Here is a 16,656-nt window from a genome sequence, read left to right as displayed (position 1 = left end):
GCGCTTTCAATTTATTTGATGACCCCTGAAAGGAGAGCAAAGGTTGCATGAGGAGGTGAACCGGCCTGTTATCTTTTCTGCAAGGATGCTGTTATTGACCATTGAAAGTTACAACTAACAGGATAGGTATTGCCGAAAGCGGGTGATTTTTAGCCCAAATGTTCAATCAGAGAACAAAAGAAGAGCCTTGGATATAGGACTAATTGAAACTGTTCAGCCCCGCTTTCGGCAATACCTTATTACCAGCCGTATTTCTTTCGGTTGTTTAGGTAGTGGGTGATGCCCCACCATCAACTGAATAATTGGTGCCTGTGATATATTTTGCTTCCGAAGAAACAAGGAATGCTACCAGGTTAGCCACTTCTTCGGGTTCACCCATTCTGCCCATTGGAACACCTACTTTGTCCATTACTGCTTTAAACGCCTCGTCTGATGTGATGCCTGAAGATTTTGCCATATTTTCAATAAACTCCAGCATTAACGGTGTTTCTACCACTCCCGGTGAAACAACATTTACCCGTATTCCTTTGGAGCCCAATTCGCTTGCCAATGCTTTGCTGTAAACATTCAGCGCTGCTTTTGCAGAAGAGTAAGACATGGTCATCTCCCAAATGGGTTGTTTTGCGGCACCGGTAGAAATGTTGATGATTACACCGCTTTTTTGCTCAATCATAGTTGGCAATAAGGCTTTGTTAACACGAACAACTGACATAAAATTGAGTTGCCAGTCATTGTTCCAATGTTCGTCTGAAAGAGCGCTGAAACCACCGCCCGGACTTAAATTAGCACCTGCGTTATTGATGATAATGTCTATCCTGCCATATTTTGCCAAAATCTCTTTTGCAACTCTTTCTGCACTGCCGGGATAGGCAAGGTCTGCGGAAATGAAATACTGTCCGGTGGTGTTTTCTTTTGGCGCAGTTCGTGCCGTTATCACCACTTGCATACCTGCATTGCTTAATTTATCGGCTATGGCTTTGCCAATGCCTTTTGTTCCGCCTGTTACTAAGGCAACTTGTCCTTTTGATAGAGTTTCCATATTGCTTTTAAAATGAGTTGTAAAGCAATAGACAATACTTTACTTTTGAAAGTGGTTACATGAATGTATAGTAATAACACAAAGTAAAGTATTATACAAAATCAGGACTTTATGAACAAAAAAAATTGGAGCAGCTCCAAAGAAAAATGCACACTTCAGGAAATCTTAGGTGTAATAGGCGGAAAATGGTCTATGTCAATTATCTATGCCTTATTTACCGGTAAAAAGCGTTTTAGCGAGTTAGAACGGCTTGTGCTAAACATTAATACCAGAATGCTGGTCAAGGAATTGAAGAATATGGAAGCAAATGGAATCGTTGTCAGAGAAGTGTTTGCAACCGTTCCGCCAACAGTTGAATACACCTTAACAACAAAAGGAAGAAAATTAGAGCCGATTATCAACGAGCTGTATAAATGGGGCGTTGAGTATGTTGGCTAACCGTTACGGTGGTGTTAGGTGGGTGCCCGTCCTTGAGAATTTTTCTAAAAATCAGCGAAGAACTGTCCAGTCCAAATGTAGATGATAGATGTTCGTCTGTTTAATTTCGGTAGTGTCGGCCGAATAGCGAACTGTCAGCGGGCGGTTCTCCGCAAACTTTAGAACTGCCGGATTGTGTGGTCGTCTATACTGGCTGGTAACGGCCTCGTGTAAAAGACGTGTGAGGCCGTCGGCCGATGCTGGCGTTTAGCCGTTGTTAGCAACTGCCATTTATTTCAATACCAAAATGTTCCTTGAGGTGGAATTCAAATAGTTCTTCCTCAAATTCCTTCATTTTATCTATGCCATTCTCGGTAATCTTAATTTGATTATTATTAAGCGTTTTTCGGCCGTTTCGGGTAACGATAGAAACTACCTTTTTATTTGTAAAATGGGACTCATTGCTAGTTTGATGGAATTCACACATTCCCTGAAACTCTACAAACTCCCTTTCCTTTACCTTGAATAGATATTGTGGTACTGAATTCCCATTCTCGACAAGGTTTATCCTCAAGTAATCATCATGGGCCTTGTCAAACCTGAACACCCCGAACTCATCGCTTATGTTGACACCAGATAATATTTCCAAGGGTTTGTATGAGAACTTACCAAAGCCCACGTCCACCAGGTACTTCTTTCCATCTACATTGACTACAATAGCTAAATGGTCATATTCTGCCCCGTAACTTCCGTCTTTGGAATAGACCCTGCCAGAAACCATCCGGACGTCAAACCCTATGTTCTTGAGCAGATGGTAAAACAGCCCATTCAACTCATAGCAGAACCCACCTCTGCGGTTGATGACTATCTTCTTATAGATGGAGAGTATGTCTAACCTAATCTTATTTTTATAGTGGATATCCAGATTCTCAAAAGGCACGCTCAAGAGATGCGCTGCTTGAAGCTCAAAAAGCACATTCTTGCTTACAGAAATTGATCCTTTGTAATTTATCCTATCGAGATACAACTGAATATCCATCCTCTATGGCCTTTAAGAATACATTCACCTCGGCTTCATTGATCAAGGGGAGACCATTTTCCTCCACACAATACATATCTGCCAAATAGGTCATGCCTAAATACTTTGCAGTTTCAATAAAGGGCATATAGAACCCATCTTTTAATTTCTGATCACAACCGCAGCAAACAACGGCCATCTCCATTCCTCTTAATTTCCTGCCAGTCTCTTTTTCTGTCTTCAGGCAATCTGAAAGTCTGTCGAAGAAGATTTTCATTGTCCCGCTCATGGCATACCAATAGACGGGGGTTGCAAAAACAATGGTCTGATAGCCTTCTACTATCTGCCTGATCAAAGGAAGGAAATCATCATTCCTATTTTTAAATTCATAATCGAACTCTCCTATAGTTTTGGTTTTTAGATCTATGATTTGGAAATTCGTTCTTGCACCTATAAAAGAAGCTATTTTCTGAGTAGTCCCACTACTGTTAGAACTGCCGACGATTATGATTCCTTTCTTCATTTAGATTTAAATTCTTGCATTTAGGTTGTTGCTAAAGGCTCGTGCATACGCTGTGCTGAGGCTTCTGCCGAAGCATAGTGTATGCATATGTTAGCGGGCGTTTTGTTCTTCGGTCAAAAAGTCAAAGTTATTATTTGTGAGATGATGGATGGTCTTAGTTACTTTCTCAATATCCCAATTCCACCATTGAGCTTTTAAGAGCTTGTTAGTTTGGTCTTCAGTAAAGCGCTTTCTTATTACTTTCGCTGGATTCCCACCTACAACTGTATAAGGTGCTATATTTTTTGTTACAACTGAATGAGCTGCAATTATTGCCCCGTCTCCAATTTGTACACCTGCCATAATTGTAGCTTTATATCCAATCCATACATCATTGCCAATTATCGTATCCCCTTTGTAAGGGTATGTTTTTCCGTTCATTGCGTCTTCCCACCCATTGCCAAAAATAGCAAAGGGATAGGATGTGATAGCCTCTGTTAAATGATTCGCTCCATTCATAATAAAGGAAACATCTGAGGCAATCATGCAAAATTTTCCAATTATCAACTTATCACCTATAAAGTCAAAGTGATATTTGACATTCTTCTCGAAATTACGGACATCTTCAAAATCATCATAATAAGTATAATCGCCTACAATGATATTGGGATTTGTTACTATGTTTTTCAGAAAACAAAGCCTATCATAATTAGCTAGAGGAAAGCTTTCTTCTTTGTTTGGTCCTGTCATTATTCTTATCTTTTTTCTAATGCCCGCTAACGGTCTCGTGCATGAGGCGTGCAAGGCCGTCTGCCGAAGCATGGCTTATGCACAATGTTGTGCGCTCGTTTTTATTTAACTTTCCATATTAGTTTCAAAAGCTGAAACTAATTTTCCAGTTAATACCAAACTTATCAAGACATATCCCATAATAAGAGCCCCAAAATTGTTTAGAAAGTGGCAATTTTATTTTTCCTCCATCGCATAAAGAATTGAATAGTCTTTCAGCTTCTTTTTTACTGTCTGTACTAAGATAGAGAGAGAAGTTGTTTGTTGATTCGATATTTTTGTCATTGCTGTCGATTATGTCAGCTCCCATTAAAATAGTTTCCTTACTTATAGGTAATGCGATATGCATAATTTGTTCATCTGTACAATACGGAAAATTCTGTCTCGCAATTTCAGGAACATCTTTGTAGCGTCCGATATATTGGAAGTCCTTATTAAAAATAGATTTATAAAAATCAAATGCTTCCTCACAATTACCATTGAAGTACAAATAGGTATTAACTGTTGTCATTATATTATCTTAATATCTATAATTTACGTTATCTATTATTTTATTTAGGTCAATTTTTTAAAATAACGCGCAACGGCTGGGTTAGGGCACGTTTTAATGTGCTTTAGGTTTTGTTGGGCAAAGTTTTTATCCTTCAATTAAATCCGTCAAAGGTTGGAGTAATGACTTGAAAAAGTTCTTTGTTTCTATATTATCAATAATTAATTTTCTAACAGCACTTTCATATTTTTCCCTTGAAAGCCCTAAGCCTGCAGCAATCTTTGTAAGTATAGGTGTTTCTCGTATTGGGTAACGTATTATTAAAGCATTTAAATCTTTATCTGAAACTAACTTGTCAAATATACTTTCTTCTTTTTCTATTACTTCTGCTAAATTTATTTTATAATCAAATTCACCCCTTTTTGAAATGTCTTTGTGCTTAGGAAGAACTTTCATAATGCTATTTCTTACTTGTTTTTCACAAAGTCTTGAGCAAAGTCTTTCTTTATGCGGTTCGATATCACTTATTATATCAGAAGTTGCTTTTGTGTAAAGCTCATTCTCATTGGCTCCAATAACTTCTGCATATCTTTTTGCTATTCGTTTTACTATTTCCAAATTATAATAAAGTGATTCCACAGAATAGCAATTAATAGCTACAACACCTTTTTCTAATAATTTTGTTAATTGTTCTGGTGTTCTATCATCTGCATCAATCAGTCCATAAGCATTTATCCAGTGAAGACTTTCAGTTCCTTTTATACCTTCTACTGCTTTTTCTACTTTTCCACAACTACCTTGTGGCATTACTGTCACATTAGGATATATAAGTTGGTAGATTTGTCCATCTAAGCTATCATAATTACCTTCTACAAAAAGAATACTCCTTTTTGCTCCAAGTATTTCTCGCTTTATTGTATTAGGAATTTCATCAGCCTTGGAAATTAAATCAGCATCCCAATCCTTGATATTTTTCCCATTCCATTGACAACTTCTTAAAAGTAAAACACTTGCTTCAGCATGGTCAATTGGTAAATAAACATCATGTGTAGAAATAACAAAAACACAATCTTTTCTCTTTTGGAATAATGAAGACAAAAGAGGAGATATTATGGAGCGATGCAGATGACGTTCAGGTTCGTCAAGAATTATTAAGTGGTTGGGTTCAGTTGTAAGAACATCTGCACAAATTAATAATGCATTTCTTTCTCCATCAGAAAGTTCTGCAATACTATATGGAAGGCTTTCATTTTTTGATGCAAAGAGTTGTTCATCTTTGCCAAGAGTTATTACTATTGGAATATTAGAAATAGCTAATAATTCATTTATAGCTTGTAATGGTGCTTGGATATTTGACAACAGTTTTGCTGTTGAAATATCATCAGAGTCTACAGCATTCGTTATTTTTCTAGCTCTTATGTTCTCGGAATTTATTAAATCAAATATTGAAATACTTGACCTTGCTTGTGCATATACATCTTGCCATCGTGAATTTATATTTTGGTCTCTATTTTTTATGTTCTTTTCCTGCTCTGTTTTTTGAGATGCAGTCATATCCATGGAATTATTACTGAACCATGTTTGCCTATGAGCTAAAATTCTTTTTGTATGGTTTAAATTCTGTTGGAAAAGGTTGTGCATTAATGTTGATTTACCAACTCCATTTGCCCCTAACACAAATAAGGCATTTCCTTCAATTAAAGGGATATTTAAAGAACCTATGTTTGAGGTTTGAACTATGAATCTGTATTTAGTTTCTAACATTTTTAACTATAGTATTTTACTTTCTGAAATTTTGCCCAACGTCTTTGCTAAACGACGGGCGAGGCCGTCGGCCGAAGCCTGACGTTTAGGTGTTGTTAGCCACTGTTTTTTATTTAACGCCAAAGATTTCTCTCAACATCTCAACTATTTCATTGCGTGCTGATTTCAATTCGTTTTGAACTTTGTTTTCAAGCTGCCGCCATTTTACTATTGGGTTTTCAGAATTGTCTCTTTCAGAGCTTCTGGTTGTTTGTCGCTGGTTGAATTGCTCAATAAATTTGGCCGTCCTCATTTCTGCAATAATATCCTTTGACATTGCTAAAATTGAGCTAATATTAGTGCATAGTTTTTCGTTCAAATATATTTTATTCAATTCCAGTTTATCTGTTAATTTCTTCAAGTGCTCACTAGCGTCGTTTTCTCTAGCTTCATTTGTCAACCATTCTGGACCTTGAGCAAGCGTTGTTACAAATTCAAGTTTTTGTTCAAGCATGAATAACAGCTCATGAATTTCTTCAACTCCTTTTGCTCTTTTCTCATGAAGCTTGCCATAAATAATTTGATGTTCAGTTGCTACTCTACTTAGTTCAGACCTAAATCTTTCAGTATCCTTTACTAAATCAGATTTGTGAGTTTCTAAATCATGATTTAATGTGCTTCTATATTTTTCAATTGCTAAATCAAGAGATTTATCTAAAAATTTCTTTACAGTATATCCAGCTAATCCAGTAATAAATGATGCTGAAAGAAAGAATTTGAATATCTCGTTTAAATCCATTTTTTAAATTGCCCCTAACTATCGTATAAACGTACTAATGCGCTTATCTGCACTATGAGCGTAATTAAACATACGCTTTTCTGGCCAAATCAACAGATAACCGTAACTGCACTGCCGAATATACTATATAGACATTGCCGCATAAAGCAAGGAGGCAATTATCTTTCTCTAACCCCGAAGGAAATAGAAAGCAGCTGTTTTAGGCCTCATTTCCCAAAAAGGGAGCGAAAACGGTTGTTGTCTTATCGCGCTAACAGAGGCAGCTTGCTGGTCAAAGAATCTAAACTATAGAGACGAGTTTCTATCTGCAACCCTGGTGCGGCACTAGGCCGCGTTCAGGGTAGGCACCGTCCCGCAGCAACTGCCCGATGGAAAAGCTAGATGTTTTTTATAGGTTTGTTTCGTCCGTTGAAACCAGATTCCGTATGCAAACGCGGTAGGCGCAAAAGAAGGAGGGCTTAGTCCTGGGCGCATCTGCTTTCTTTAGCCCGGTGACCGTCACCGGATGCTTTTACCATATGATTCTGCTTGCTTTTTTGAATTCCACCCATGAAATACCTTTTCGCTTTCTTTTTCCTGCTTTCCTTTCTGCCCGCCAGGGCGCAAGTCACCATAGAGGGGCGCGTGTTAGACGCCCGCTCTCAGCAGCCTCTGGAAGGGGCAATGGTGAGTGAAACCGTCACCGGGAACCAAGTGCTGACAGGCGCTGCCGGTCAGTTCAGGATAGTGCTAGCCTCGCGCTTTGATACCCTGGTGGTGCAGCGCCTCACCAGTCACCGGGTGCAGAAGCTAGTGGTGCCCCCAACCGGAAAGCAACTGGTGGTTCTACTGGAGCCGCTCGCGGTGAATCTGCAGGAAGTGATGGTCCGGGGCTATGAAACCCGACAACCGTTGCAGCGAACGGCCGGTGCCATCGGGCTGCTTTCTACCCGAGATCTGGAACGGTTCTCCCAAGCTACCCTGGTGCCCGCCCTCAACACCTTGCCCGGCGTGCGCATGGAAGAACGCGCCACGGCCAGTTACCGCATCTCCATCCGGGGGAGTTCTTTGCGGGCCCCGTACGGCGTGCGCAATGTGAAAGTCTACCTCAACGAAGTGCCGCTGGTGGAAGCCAACGGTACCATTCCGCTGAACATGCTGGATGCCGGCACCATTGGTAACATTGAAGTGCTCAAAGGTCCGGCCGGGAGTGTGTACGGGGCCGGTACGGGCGGCACAATTCTCCTGGAAACGGTGAAGCCCCTGGAAAGCAGCGTGGCGGTAGGTGGGCTGGTGGGGTCATATGGCCTGCGCCGGGGATTTGCCGCCGCCAGCGTGGCCTCGGAGAAATCGAACCTGCTACTGCGCTATGACCGCCAGACCCTGGACGGCTACCGCGAGCAAAGCGCCATGGACCGCAAGAACGTGCTGCTTTCGGGGCAGTTTTTCCCAAATCAGAAGCAAACCTTCTCTTTCCACGCCTTGTATTCTGACCTGTTCTATGAATTGCCCGGTGCCCTCACCCGCGAGCAGTTTGAGGCTAATCCGCGGGCGGCCCGGCAGGATAACGTAAATCAGAAAGCAGCCCTCAACCTGGAGGGCCTGAACCTCGGGTTTGTGCACAATTACCAATTCAACGAGCGCTGGAGCAACACCACCTCGCTGTTTGGCGTGTTCAGTTTCCTGAACCACCCCTTCGTGACGGACTATGAACGAAACGTGAACCAAAGCTTTGGCGCGCGTACCCGCACCACGTACCGCACCACGGTGGCCGGCCTGCCTTCCCGGTTCACCTTGGGGGCCGAAGGGCAGCGGCGCTTCGTGAACGCCCGCCAGTACGTGAACAACGCCGGTACGCCCGGGGCCCTGAATTATGACGATGAAGTGACTGTGAAGGAAGGCTTTGTCTTCGGGCAGGCCGAGGTGGATTTGCCGGCCAATTTCCTTTTCACCCTGGGAGCCAGCCTGAACGCGCTGCGCTATGACCTCGCCCGCGTCTCCGAAGCCGCCACCAACCCCGAGGGCTATCAACAGAGCCGCAGTATTGATGCACAGTTCTCTCCGCGGGTAGGCCTGGTGAAAGTAATCACGCCTTCCTTATCGGCGCACGCCAGCGTGAGTGCCGGGTTCTCGCCACCTACCGAGGGAGAGATTCGGCCATCTGATGCCAGCATCAACCTCTCGTTGCAGCCCGAGCGTGGAGTGAATTATGAGGCGGGCATCCGCGGAAGTCTGTTCCACCAACGGTTCACCTTTGATGTGGTCGCTTTCCAGTTCAGGCTGAAGGAAACCATTGTGAGCCGTACCGTTGCCTCCAGCGTGGCGGTCTTTGCCAATGCCGGCTCTACCCGGCAGCAGGGTGTAGAAGTGGCCGCGGGGTACGCCTTTGTACAGGCCCCGGATGAAAGCTTGCGTTTGCTCAGGCTGTGGGGAACCTACACCTACAACCGGTTCCGGTTCTTACGTTACCAGCAAAACGAGAATGATTTCTCCGGGAACCGCCTGACGGGTACGGCGCCGCACGTAGCCGTTGCCGGACTGGACGTGGAAAGCCGGTTAGGGCTTTACCTCAACGCCACCGCCAATTACTCAGACCAAATTCCGTTGAACGATGCCAACACCGTTTACGCCCCAGACTACCTGGTTCTGGGTGCCCAGGCAGGTTTCCGCCGCACATTGGCGCAAACCTGGCACCTGGACCTGTACGGCGGCATAGACAACGCCACCGACCGGGATTACAGCCTGGGCAATGACTTGAACGCCTTCCGGAACCGCTACTTCCAGGCCGCCCCCGGCCGGAACTTCTACAGCGGCGTGCAGCTGCGGAAGAGTTTTTAACCTGTTTTCTTAAAATCGGCCGTAAAACGCAAAACGTAAGAACAGCACCACAGTAGGAGTGGCGCTGTTCAGGAATGGTAAATCCGAAAGTGCGGAAGCTTTTCTAGGACACGGATATACTTCTGAGATAGCTGAAATAGGTAGGGGCAATCCCTTGTGGTTGCCCTTCGTACGTTATCCTCATTCGTTCATGAAAGGGCAACCACAAGGGATTGCCCATACCAATAAGAAGAGCGCTGTTAAATTCTTTTAGGGCTATTATGCGAAAAACAGGTAAGAAACTGGAGGGTCGTGCCAGCACTCTCTGCCTGGCCTGACTCCGCAATGCTGCCCGCTCCAAAGACCTCGTGGTGTGCGTAGTTCCTACGAGTGTCTCCGCCGGTGCCGTTTAAAGCCTGTTTTCCGAAAATCAGCCTTAAAATGCATTTGCTTGCGGCAAGTATCGCGCTAGCGAAAATAGGGCTGTCATGAAGTAGCACGTGGGTCAATCTTGTATGCGAATAAGATTAAGAGGAAACGATCTGAACATAAAAAAGGCGTTTCCGGGGTGTTTTCCCGAAAACGCCTTTAAAATAGGCTTCCTCCTTTAGGAGTTAACCTGCTAAGATTCGCTTAGAAAATGCGTCCTTCAGCTCTTGGTTTGCGGCCTTTTTTGGTCGGCTCTGGTTTCTTTACTTCAGAGGTGGTCGGAGCGGTGGCTTTGGCCAATACCGGGCCGCCGTCAGAGTCCAGTTCCACTACCTCGTAGCCCAGTTTCTCCAGACCGGGTTTGATGGCGGCTTTATCGCCCACTAGCATGATGCTCATGTTGTCTACCGGCAGGTACTTCTTGGCTAGGGCGTTGATCTCCTCTTTAGTGATGTTCTGCAGGATCTCGTTCTGCTTGGCCACGTAGTCTGGGGTGAGGTTGTAGCGCAGCATGTTGTTCAGGAAGGCCGCTTTCTGGAACGAAGTCTCGTACTTACGGGCATCGGCTTGGCCAATGGCGTTCTTCATGAATGCTAATTCAGCATCAGTGATACCTTCTTCTCTAAAGCGCTTGATCTCTTTCATGAACTCCACTACAGATGCATCAGAGGCATTGGAACGTACGCCAGCCATAGCGGTGAACGGACCAGCTTCCTCTGTGCCGTTGAAACCGGAACGAGCGCCGTAGGTGTAGCCTTTGTCTTCGCGCAGGTTCAGGTTGATGCGGCTGTTGAAAGCCCCACCCAGCACGTAGTTCATCAAGCCCGCTTTGTAGTACTCACCGGTAGCGTCATAAGGAAGTGCCATGTAGCCTATTCTGATCTCAGACTGGGCGGCTTTCTCTTTGTCTACGATGAAGATCTTGGTCTTGTCAATGCTGGCCGCTTTGGCGTTAGACGGCATGGTGACCGGCTTAGGAGTCCATTTGTTCAGGAAGGCCAGTTTAGGCATCACCTGCTTTTGGTCTACATCGCCTACTACCACCAGGTTGGTCACGGATGGAGAGAAGTAGTTGGCGTAGAATTTCTTCACGTCATCCAGGCTGATGCTTTCCACGGTCTGTACCGTACCCGCCACCGGAATGGCTTGGATGTTGCCCTCGCCGTACAGCATTTTGAAGTACACGTTGTCAGCGACCACGGTAGGCTGGGTGCTCTGGTTCTTGATGGCTTCCAGGCGCTGCTTCTTGATACGGTCAAACTCGGCGGCGTCAAAGCGGGGGTGGAACATGCGCTCCTCCAGCAAGGCCAACGTGGCATCCAGGTTTTTCACCTGCGAAGACACCTGTACGGTCATGCTTTCGGCGCCGCTGCTCACGTTGATAGACGATCCTAGTTTCTCCAGTTCGGTGCTGATTTGCTCCGCCGTGTATTTCAGCGATGACTCGTTCAGCATGGAAGCGGTCAGAGAAGCGATACCAGCTTTAGACGGATCATGCGCCTCCAGTTTGTGGCCGCCCTGCAGCGTGAACAATAAGGTAACGGTTGGTACCTCATCGCTCTTCGCCCCGATCACTTTGATGCCGTTGGTCAGGTTTTCTTTCCAGAATGGTGGCACGGTGATGGCCGGAACGGCACCCGCGGCCGGACGTTTGCTGCGGTCAAAGGTGTCTTTCGCCTTCACGTACTTCAGGCCGGAGTACTGGTCGGCGGGGGCTTTGTAGCCGCTTGGGTCTACTTTGAAGTTATCAGTTTTGGCGATCAGCTCAGACTTGCCTTTGGGTACCACGCTCAGGATGACTGCTTTCTTGCCTTTGATGTACTGGTTGTACACGCGCTGCACATCGGCTTTGGTCACGGCGTTTACCGCCTGTCTTTCCTTCACCAGATGGTTGGCGTTGCCGGTCATGAACTGGTTGGCCGCCAACGTAGACGTCTTGCCCGATACGCTGGACATTCTGTTGATGATGCTGGCCTCGTAAGACGCTTTGTAACGGGCGATGTCCTCATCGGTCACGCCCTTTTTCTCGAACTCGGCAATGGCGTCGCGCAGTTGTTTCTCGGCATCAGCCAGGTTCTGGGTAGGCAGCACCCGCGCCGAAAGGGTGAATTCACCCGCCAACTCAGAGGTGGAGTGGTACGCGCCGGCCTGGTTGGCCTTCTGCGTTTTCACCAGGTTCTGGTAAATAATAGACGTTTTGCTACCGCCAATAATGTCAGAAAGCACGTCCAACGCCGGTTCATCCGGGTGATTGGCCGGTACGGTAGGCAAGGTCATCTGCACGAGCGGGAAGCGCACGTTGTCTTCGTAGGAAACGTAGCGGTCCTGGGTAAGCACCGGGGCTGGCAGTTTCATGTTCTTCACCTCTGGGCCACGCTGGATAGAACCGAAGTACTTCTCGGCGAGTTTCACCACTTGGGCCGGGGTCACGTCACCGCCCACGGTCAACGTAGCGTTGTTAGGACCGTACCAGCGCAGGAAGAAGTTTTTCAGGTCATCCACGTTCACGCGGTTCAGGTCCTCAATGTACCCGATGGTGGTCCAGGCGTACGGGTGGCCGTACGGATACAGCGCGGCGCTCACTTTCTCGTACGCCAAGCCATACGGGGCATTGTCCACGCGCTGGCCGCGCTCGTTTTTCACGGTCTCGCGCTGTACCTCAAATTTTTGCTGCGTCACGGCATCCAGCAGGAAGCCCATGCGGTCAGCCTCTAGCCAGATAGCCGTCTCCAGTTGGTTCGAAGGCACCGTCTCAAAATAGTTGGTGCGGTCGCGGTTGGTGGTTCCGTTCAGGGTTCCGCCGGCCTCAGATACAATCTTGAAGTGCTCCTCGTCGGCTACGTTGTCCGATCCTTGGAACATCATGTGCTCAAAGAAGTGCGCGAACCCGGATTTGCCCACTTCCTCGCGGCCCGAGCCTACGTGGTACGTCACATCCACGTGCACAATAGGGTCAGAGTGGTCTTCGTGGACAATAACGGTAAGGCCGTTGGGCAGCTGGTATTTCTCGTAAGGGATCACCAGTTCGCCGGGTTTGCGGGTCACGGTCTCTAACTTACGGGTACCACTTTGAGACTTGGTGGCCGTAGTAGTGGCTTTTTTCGCCGGCGTGGCTTTGGTCTGGGCCTGGGCCTGCGTTAGCATCGCGGCAGCCAACAGAATGGCCAGGGTTGTCTTTTTTGACATGCGGATAAATTCGTTTGGGTTTGGTATAAGCGGACTAAAAGGATCTAGCCAAGGAATCTGTTGCACAATTCCCGGCCTGAAAAGGTTCACTGGTAAACAGAAAAGGAAAGGTTCTCTGGTAAGGATGCAAAGTGGCAACAGTCACTGAAAGATGTAGAAAGTAAGTCGCGCCAGCCGATGAATTATTACAAAGGCCAGCGTTTTTGACCTGTTTTTCTGAAAAGGGCCCTAAAACGGGAGCCCCGCATGCGTCTTCACGTGCGGGGCTCCCGTTTTCTGCTGTTCCTTAAATGCCTGATACAGTTGTCACTATTTCACCCGGCTGAACTCCAGCTCTGAGAAGTGGAAATCTGGGTTGTTGGAGTCCAGGCGCAGTTCAGAGATGGAACCGTCGGGGCCGGGCAGGAACCGCACTTTGGTGGGCGTCAGCAGCGCGAAGTTGTTTTTCCAGGCCAGGTCGAAGATATCGGGTTGCCAGAGGGAAAGCTCGCCGCCCAAGGCCGGGGCCGCCGCCAGGCTCAGCACCAGTTTGCCTTTCTGGACAGAGATGGTGGCGTTGCCGTACAGCGGACTGGCGTAGGTGCCGGCGTAGGCGTTCAGGTCGCGGGTGAGCTTGGCTTTGGCGGTTTTTGCTTTCGGGGTTTTGGCCTCGGCTGCTTTCTCGGCTTCACGGGCCTTGGCGGCCAGGTCTAAACTGAACCGGCTCCAGTCGCGCCCGTTTTGGATGCCCAAGAACTGATCTACGGTGTAGTAAGCGATGGGTGTCATGATGCTGCTCATGCTGTTAGTGAGAATCACGATGCCCAGCTTTTCCTCGGGTACCAACATGGTGCGGCTGTTCATGCCCTCGTGGCCGCCGCTGTGCGTGACTATTTTTCGTCCCTGGTAATCGTTGAGCATCCAGCCCAGGCCCGCGCCGGAGAAGTGGGTGGAAGGAGTGAGGGCCTCGGCCTGCGGCGCAATTGGGAACGGGTTGTGCAGGGTCCACATGGTGTGCGAGACCGCCTCGGAGAACAAGCGCTGGCCTTTGTAGGTGCCGCGGTTCAGTTGCAGGCGCACCCATTGGGCGTGCTGATTCGCGCTGGTGAAAATACCGGCGGCGGGGTTCCAGTTGTCCCAGGCCGTGAACACGGTGGGCACGGGTTTGCCGCCTTCCGTAGTTGGGTTCGCGTGGGGACTGGCCAGGTTCTCCTTTCCTTTCAGTTGGGTTACCGAGGGGTAGGAGTTGGTCATGCCCAGCGGCTTGAAGAAACGGTCCTGGATGAACTGCTCCCAGGTTTTCCCGCTGATGGCCTCAATGACTTCGCCGGCAGCGATGAACATGAGGTTGGAATAACCATAGCCGCCCCGGAACGGATAGGTGGGTTGCAGGTATTTGGCGCGCTCCAGAATTTCCTTGCGGCTGAAGCTGGTGTTGTACCAGAGCAAATCGCCGGAAAAAGTTTGCAGCCCCACGCGGTGGCTCAGCAGGTCTCTGATGTTGAGTTGCTGGGTCACGTACGGGTCATACAGTTGCAGGTAAGGCAGGTATTTGGAGACCGGATCGTCCCAGCGCAGTTTGCCCTCGTCTACCAGCATGCCCAGCGCGGCGGCGGTGTACGCCTTCGTATTGGAGGCAATCCCGAAGAGGGTGTTGGCGTCTACGGTGCCGCCTTTCTGCTGGTCGCGCACGCCGTAGCCCTTGGCAAAAACAACCGAATCATTCTTGACGATGGCAATGGCCATGCCCGGCACGTTCCAGTCTTTGATGGCCTGCTGATAATAGGCGTCTAGTTTCTGAAAATCAACCTGGGCGAAGGCGGGGAAGGAGAGGCCCCACAAAAGCAGCGCCAGCAGCAGCAGCCGGGATGACCGGCCAAAAGAAGAAAGTGACATGAATAACGGTTACATTTGACCCCCTAAGGTACAGAAAAGACCCCATGGTTAAAACCGCCTAGTGGTAAGAAGGAACGGTTTTCAGAATAATGCGCTACCTTTGCCTTGTTTCCGGGTACAGAGGCCCAGCCAGGCAGAAAGCCTGCTTTGTTTTACCCCCTCTTTCCGGAAAACGACGTAAAAACTGAAACATGGGACGCATACTGGCCATAGATTACGGCGTGAAGCGGGTGGGGCTGGCCGTCACAGATCCGTTGCAGATCATTGCCTCCGGCCTGGATACCGTGCATGCGCAAGACGTGTTGGCGTTTCTGCAGAAGTACACGCAGCAGGAAGAGGTGGATGAATTTGTGGTAGGCATGCCCAAGCACCTGGACGGAAACGACACCAACAATACCCAGCACGTGGTGGGGTTTGTCCGGAAGCTGCAGAAACAGTTCCCCGGCAAAAAAGTGATCACCCATGATGAACGCTTTACCTCGCGCATGGCGTTTCAGACCATGATAGACGTGGGCCTGAGCAAAAAAGCCCGCGCTGACAAAGCCACCGTGGACAAGATCAGCGCCACCATTATATTACAGAGTTATTTAGAGAGCAGACAATATCTATGATCTACCCTATCGTTGCCTACGGCGATCCGGTGCTGCGCACCAAAGCCCAAGACATCCCCCAAGACTACCCTGAGCTGGCCAAGCTCATTGACGATATGTTTGAAACCATGTACCACGCCCACGGCGTAGGTCTGGCCGCCCCGCAGATTGGCAAAAGCATCCGTCTGTTCGTGATCGATTCCAAGCCGTTCATGGACGAGGACGAAGCCGAGAAAGGCGTGAAGAAAGCGTTCATCAACCCTACCATTCTGGAGGAATCCGGTGAGGAGTGGGGCTTTGACGAAGGCTGCCTCAGCATCCCTGGCGTGCGCGAGGAAGTGTGGCGCCAGGAGCGCATCAAGATCCGCTACTATGACCTGGAGGGCAAGGAATACATTGAGGAGTTCGATGACGTGACCGCCCGCGTGATCCAGCACGAGTACGACCACATTGAAGGCATCCTCTTCACCGACCATCTCTCTGCCCTGAAGAAACGCCTCATCAAAGGCAAACTCACCAAAATCACCAAAGGCGACGTGGACGCTGATTACCGCATGAAGTTTGCTGGTTTGAGCAAACGGTAATTGACTGTTTGTTGATTTCTTAAACCTCACAGGTCTGCCAGACCTGTGAGGTTTTTTTGTTTTAGGGCCGTTTTCGCAAAGTCATCACTTATTCTCTGGTTCAAGTCTTCGACTTGGACCTACCATGGTCTGAAGTTTGCAACTTCAGTGAGGCATGAGGCTCAAATTGTGCAGTAATGGCAATGTCTCCCGCCGTTGTTGGTGTTCTCACCAACAACCATGACTGCCTCTCCGGTTAGCTATCCGTCTTTGCTCTCCACCTCTTTCCTGCCAAGCCTCGGGGCTGGAGTCGCAGTCTGCGCGCGTTTGTTACTTTTCTCCTGGATGAGAAAAGTAACCAAAAGAATCATGAAGAAAAGAAACTCGCTGACGCTCAAACAGTCTTTTCTTCAATAATCA

At 47.7% G+C, this 16,656-nt stretch carries 12 protein-coding genes and 2 pseudogenes; 4 read left to right on the top strand and 10 right to left on the bottom strand.

The annotated features are described in order from the left end of the window. Positions 1–265: 265 nt before the first annotated feature. On the bottom strand, positions 266–1,039 hold the full coding sequence (locus H7U12_RS10810; protein ID WP_186637304.1) for an SDR family oxidoreductase: 774 nt from the start codon (positions 1,037–1,039) through the stop codon (positions 266–268). Positions 1,040–1,150: 111 nt separating this feature from the next. Between H7U12_RS10810 and H7U12_RS10805 the strand changes: the two genes are divergently transcribed. Then, positions 1,151–1,477: a winged helix-turn-helix transcriptional regulator gene (locus H7U12_RS10805; protein WP_186637302.1), complete on the top strand. Its 327-nt coding sequence runs from the start codon at positions 1,151–1,153 to the stop codon at positions 1,475–1,477. A 256-nt stretch (positions 1,478–1,733) separates the two neighbouring features. Here the strand turns inward: H7U12_RS10805 and H7U12_RS10800 are convergent, their stop codons facing one another. The 6 genes from H7U12_RS10800 to H7U12_RS10775 all read right to left on the bottom strand — a co-directional run bounded on the left by H7U12_RS10800 (position 1,734) and on the right by H7U12_RS10775 (position 6,797). Continuing rightward, the gene (locus H7U12_RS10800) at positions 1,734–2,495 is read right to left on the bottom strand and encodes an arylamine N-acetyltransferase family protein (protein WP_186637300.1); all 762 of its coding nucleotides are present in this window, start codon (positions 2,493–2,495) and stop codon (positions 1,734–1,736) included. Next, positions 2,470–2,997 (bottom strand): flavodoxin family protein, encoded by a 528-nt coding sequence (locus H7U12_RS10795; protein WP_186637298.1) that lies wholly within the window; start codon positions 2,995–2,997, stop codon positions 2,470–2,472. Before H7U12_RS10795 ends, H7U12_RS10800 begins: the two co-directional genes overlap by 26 nt. A gap of 90 nt (positions 2,998–3,087) precedes the next feature. Then, positions 3,088–3,726 (bottom strand): CatB-related O-acetyltransferase, encoded by a 639-nt coding sequence (locus H7U12_RS10790; protein ID WP_186637292.1) that lies wholly within the window; start codon positions 3,724–3,726, stop codon positions 3,088–3,090. 124 nt (positions 3,727–3,850) lie between these two features. Next, the gene (locus H7U12_RS10785) at positions 3,851–4,276 is read right to left on the bottom strand and encodes a VOC family protein (RefSeq protein WP_186637290.1); all 426 of its coding nucleotides are present in this window, start codon (positions 4,274–4,276) and stop codon (positions 3,851–3,853) included. 126 nt (positions 4,277–4,402) lie between these two features. Further along, the gene (locus H7U12_RS10780) at positions 4,403–6,019 is read right to left on the bottom strand and encodes an AAA family ATPase (RefSeq protein ID WP_186637287.1); all 1,617 of its coding nucleotides are present in this window, start codon (positions 6,017–6,019) and stop codon (positions 4,403–4,405) included. Positions 6,020–6,128: 109 nt separating this feature from the next. Continuing rightward, entirely contained in the window at positions 6,129–6,797 is a 669-nt protein-coding gene (locus H7U12_RS10775) for a hypothetical protein (RefSeq protein WP_186637279.1), read from the bottom strand. Between the two features lie 549 nt (positions 6,798–7,346). Between H7U12_RS10775 and H7U12_RS10770 the strand changes: the two genes are divergently transcribed. After that, complete coding sequence (locus H7U12_RS10770; protein ID WP_186637276.1) at positions 7,347–9,614, top strand: TonB-dependent receptor; 2,268 nt, start codon at positions 7,347–7,349, stop codon at positions 9,612–9,614. Positions 9,615–10,226: 612 nt separating this feature from the next. Here the strand turns inward: H7U12_RS10770 and H7U12_RS22980 are convergent. The 3 genes and pseudogenes from H7U12_RS22980 to H7U12_RS10760 all read right to left on the bottom strand — a co-directional run. After that, positions 10,227–11,564 (bottom strand): annotated as a pseudogene (locus H7U12_RS22980) (M16 family metallopeptidase); the annotation flags it as partial. Between the two features lie 450 nt (positions 11,565–12,014). Further along, positions 12,015–13,166: pseudogene (locus H7U12_RS22975) on the bottom strand (M16 family metallopeptidase); the annotation flags it as partial. A 351-nt stretch (positions 13,167–13,517) separates the two neighbouring features. Next, positions 13,518–15,083 carry a serine hydrolase gene (locus H7U12_RS10760; protein ID WP_186637272.1) on the bottom strand — a complete coding sequence of 522 codons (1,566 nt, stop codon included), beginning with the start codon at positions 15,081–15,083 and terminating at the stop codon, positions 13,518–13,520. A 191-nt stretch (positions 15,084–15,274) separates the two neighbouring features. Here H7U12_RS10760 and ruvX point away from each other — a divergent pair, with 191 nt between their 5' ends. Together ruvX and def are read left to right on the top strand one after the other, a co-directional pair. Beyond that, a complete protein-coding gene (ruvX, locus tag H7U12_RS10755) occupies positions 15,275–15,694 on the top strand; it encodes a Holliday junction resolvase RuvX (protein WP_186637270.1) in 420 nt (139 codons plus the stop codon). Beyond that, complete coding sequence (gene def / locus H7U12_RS10750; protein ID WP_186637268.1) at positions 15,691–16,257, top strand: peptide deformylase; 567 nt, start codon at positions 15,691–15,693, stop codon at positions 16,255–16,257. Before ruvX ends, def begins: the two co-directional genes overlap by 4 nt. The last annotated feature ends 399 nt before the right edge of the window (positions 16,258–16,656 follow it).

Source organism: Rufibacter sediminis (assembly GCF_014269285.1).
In the GTDB taxonomy this organism is placed as follows: Bacteria; Bacteroidota; Bacteroidia; order Cytophagales; family Hymenobacteraceae; genus Nibribacter; species Nibribacter sediminis.
This window is presented reverse-complemented; position numbering and strand designations above follow the sequence as displayed.

Coding starts and splice junctions, on each gene's coding strand:
- H7U12_RS10810 (WP_186637304.1), bottom strand. CDS start 1,039: ATGGAAACTCTATCAAAAGGACAAGTTGCCTTAGTAACAGGCGGAACA.
- H7U12_RS10805 (WP_186637302.1), top strand. CDS start 1,151: ATGAACAAAAAAAATTGGAGCAGCTCCAAAGAAAAATGCACACTTCAG.
- H7U12_RS10800 (WP_186637300.1), bottom strand. CDS start 2,495: ATGGATATTCAGTTGTATCTCGATAGGATAAATTACAAAGGATCAATT.
- H7U12_RS10795 (WP_186637298.1), bottom strand. CDS start 2,997: ATGAAGAAAGGAATCATAATCGTCGGCAGTTCTAACAGTAGTGGGACT.
- H7U12_RS10790 (WP_186637292.1), bottom strand. CDS start 3,726: ATGACAGGACCAAACAAAGAAGAAAGCTTTCCTCTAGCTAATTATGAT.
- H7U12_RS10785 (WP_186637290.1), bottom strand. CDS start 4,276: ATGACAACAGTTAATACCTATTTGTACTTCAATGGTAATTGTGAGGAA.
- H7U12_RS10780 (WP_186637287.1), bottom strand. CDS start 6,019: ATGTTAGAAACTAAATACAGATTCATAGTTCAAACCTCAAACATAGGT.
- H7U12_RS10775 (WP_186637279.1), bottom strand. CDS start 6,797: ATGGATTTAAACGAGATATTCAAATTCTTTCTTTCAGCATCATTTATT.
- H7U12_RS10770 (WP_186637276.1), top strand. CDS start 7,347: ATGAAATACCTTTTCGCTTTCTTTTTCCTGCTTTCCTTTCTGCCCGCC.
- H7U12_RS10760 (WP_186637272.1), bottom strand. CDS start 15,083: ATGTCACTTTCTTCTTTTGGCCGGTCATCCCGGCTGCTGCTGCTGGCG.
- ruvX (WP_186637270.1), top strand. CDS start 15,275: ATGGGACGCATACTGGCCATAGATTACGGCGTGAAGCGGGTGGGGCTG.
- def (WP_186637268.1), top strand. CDS start 15,691: ATGATCTACCCTATCGTTGCCTACGGCGATCCGGTGCTGCGCACCAAA.